1 protein-coding gene and 3 pseudogenes are annotated in these 2,655 nt (G+C 69.1%); 1 reads left to right on the forward strand and 3 read right to left on the reverse strand.

Annotated elements, in window-relative coordinates; translation table 11 throughout:
• Positions 1-90: 90 nt before the first annotated feature.
• Positions 91-1,470 (reverse strand): annotated as a pseudogene (locus ACFV6X_RS35490) (ATP-binding cassette domain-containing protein); the annotation flags it as partial.
• Between the two features lie 188 nt (positions 1,471-1,658).
• On the opposite strand from ACFV6X_RS35490, the pseudogene ACFV6X_RS35495 reads away from it, so the two are divergent.
• Positions 1,659-1,739 (forward strand): annotated as a pseudogene (locus ACFV6X_RS35495) (DUF6104 family protein); the annotation flags it as partial.
• Positions 1,740-1,772: 33 nt separating this feature from the next.
• On the opposite strand, the gene ACFV6X_RS35500 reads toward ACFV6X_RS35495, so the two are convergent.
• Complete coding sequence (locus ACFV6X_RS35500) at positions 1,773-2,066, reverse strand: DUF6420 family protein (RefSeq protein ID WP_385390548.1); 294 nt, start codon at positions 2,064-2,066, stop codon at positions 1,773-1,775.
• A 67-nt stretch (positions 2,067-2,133) separates the two neighbouring features.
• A pseudogene (locus tag ACFV6X_RS35505) lies at positions 2,134-2,655 on the reverse strand (hypothetical protein); the annotation flags it as partial.

Raw genomic sequence — 2,655 nt, forward strand, 5'->3', positions numbered from 1 at the left:
ACGTCGCCCGAACACGGTTCACTTCATGTGCGTCCACACACTCACCGTGCCCCTGAACAAGGTAGACACACAGACCTAACGGAGTCCTACTAGAGACAGGAGCTGTTCGGCGTGCTCGTCCGGCAGCCCGGGCCGCCCTGCGGCGAACGCGGCGAGCAGCGGCAGCCGCGTGGCGTGCGCGTGCAGTTCCTGAGTGAGGTAGCCGATCCGGGCGGGGCGGCGCGTCGTGCCCGCGTCCGGCTGCAGGTCACCAGCCAGGACGCGAAGCAGCGTCGTCTTGCCCGCTCCGTTCTCGCCCGTGACAAGGAGGCGCCCTCCGGGCTCGATCGCCAGGAGCCCGTCCAGGCGCAGCCGTTCCCCGACCCGTACGTTGTCGAGCTCGGCGAGTGTGCCCTGGACCGGGCCGCCTGCTGCCGACGGCAGCGCCGTGGTGAATCTGAGTGGTACCGGCGGCTCCGCCACGGGATTGCGCCGCAGCCAATCCAGGCGCTCCCGCACCGAGCGCACCTGGCCGCCGAGCTTCGCCTCGCTGGACCGGCGGTGCTTGCCGAAACCCTGCTTCGGGTCGCGGCCGGTGGCGGCTAGCCTCCTGCCTGCAGCCTCCAGCACCTCCTCCGTGCGGGCCACCTCCGCGACCCAGTCCGCGTACCGCTGCTCCGCTCCGCGCCGGGCGGCGGCCTTCGCGGCGCGGTAGCCGGCCCAGCCGTCGCCGTACCGGCGCACGGTGCACTCGTCCCGGTCGACCTCGAGGATCGTGGTGGCGATGCGCTCCAGGAAGCCGCGGTCGTGGGTGACCGCGACGACGGTGCCTCGGTGTGCGCGCAGGTGTTCCTCCAGCCAGCACACGGCCGCCGCGTCGAGCTGATTCGTCGGTTCGTCCAGGAGCAGCAGCTCGGGGGCGGCAGCCAGGACGCAGGCGAGCGCGAGGCGCGACTGCTCGCCACCGGACAGTGAGCCGAGCAGGCGCTCCCGGGTGATCCGGGCCAGCCCGAGCCCGTGCATGGCGGCATCCACACGGGCGTCCGCCTCGTAGCCGCCCCGTTCCTCGAAAGCGGTCAGCAGCTCGCCGTACGCGGCAAGCTCCTCGTCCGACGCGTCGGCGAGGGACTCCTCTGCCGCACGGAGCCTTCGCTCCATATCGCGCAGTTCGGTCAGAGCAAGGTCGACGGCATCCTGCACGGTGCAGTCCGCATCGAGGTCGAGGGTCTGGGCGAGGTGGCCAGTTCCGCCGGGAAAGCGGACGGTGACCTCCCCGGCGTCCGGGATCTCGACCGCGGCGAGCAGCCGCAGCAAGGTGGACTTGCCGGAACCGTTCTCACCAATGACGGCGGCCTTCTCGCCCGGCCGGACGGTGAAGGAGACCTGGTCAAGGACAGTCCGGGTGCCATACGACTTGGTGACGGACTTGACAGACAGCTGCGCCACAGCGTGGACGGTGGTGGGCAAGGTGGTATGAGCGCGGTCGCGCATAGGGCTTTCCCCGGGCATACGAAGGGTCTACGGGCAGCAGAAGCGGCCCCAGGGGCCGTGCCCGGACTCAGACGAAGAAGAGGAAAGCCATGCCCTCACCGTAGCAAGACGAATCGTCTCGCCCCAAGTCGTGCGGGACACGAAGTCCGTGGTCCGCCCACACCAACTGACGAAGGACATGGAGTCCGATGTACTTCACCAACGGAGGCATCGAAGATCTGCAGAAGCGGCACGGCGAGGAGGAGGCCACCTACGAGTGGCTCGCCGAGGAGACCCGTGAGGCCATCCCGCCCGCGGGGCGTCTAGCCGCCGCCGGCCTGGTTCTCCTCGCGGCGGCGGGCAGGCCCGGCCAGTCCTTCCTTCTCCTGCAAGAGCCGATCCGCCGGAGCGAAGTCCCCCAGCTCGACCGCGAGCGCGGCGCGCACGAACGCGGCGAGCGCGATGCTCCCGGTGCGCACCTCGAAGATGCGCAGCGCGAGCGCGATGCTCCCGGTGCGCACCTCGAAGATGCGCAGCACCCCGTCTTTGGCCGACGCTGAAAATGCCGACGGGTCCGGCACTGAAGGTGCCGAGCACTGAGAACGAGATCGCCCCACCGGGGTGGTCCCAGCGGGGCGTTTGTTGGTGAGGTGTCGCGGTCGTCGGCAAGGTGCCGAGGCGCAATCAGTCGAACTTCATGCCGAAGTATGGGTCGGGTTTGCCTGTGTAGGGGTCGACGCCGGACTCCCACCGTCGTCGTTCCTCGCGCCAGTGGACGAAGTGCGGAGAGGGCTCGCCCCAGAGGGAGGCGTCGCTGAGTGGGCACTCGTCAAAGCCCTTGGTGAACAGGCGCCGAAGGAACTCCGCCATTCCGCAGTCGTAGATTTTCCAGTGGGGCCAGCCGTGCCGTTCCCTGGGCCACTTGTCGGGGTCGTGGTCAACGGTGAGCCAGCCGAGGATGTCGGCTCCGCAGCCGACGCCCCAAGCGACGACAGAATCAGGTCCGGCATCGACCTCGTCCGGTCCTCCTTCGGACTCCCACATGTGCCGTATGTTGGCTGTCTCGGCCGCCATGCCCCCGAGGTCAGGGTAGGCCGGCTGCGTGCTCGCTTCGGGGGGGGGTGTCTCTATGTCCTTCGTCAAGGACGTGGTGCCTGGTATGCGGGTGTTTGCGATAGTCAGGCGGCGAGAGTGATGGTGGGGGTT

It is taken from the genome of Streptomyces sp. NPDC059861, from assembly GCF_042731435.1.
In the GTDB taxonomy this organism is placed as follows: Bacteria; Actinomycetota; Actinomycetes; order Streptomycetales; family Streptomycetaceae; genus Streptomyces.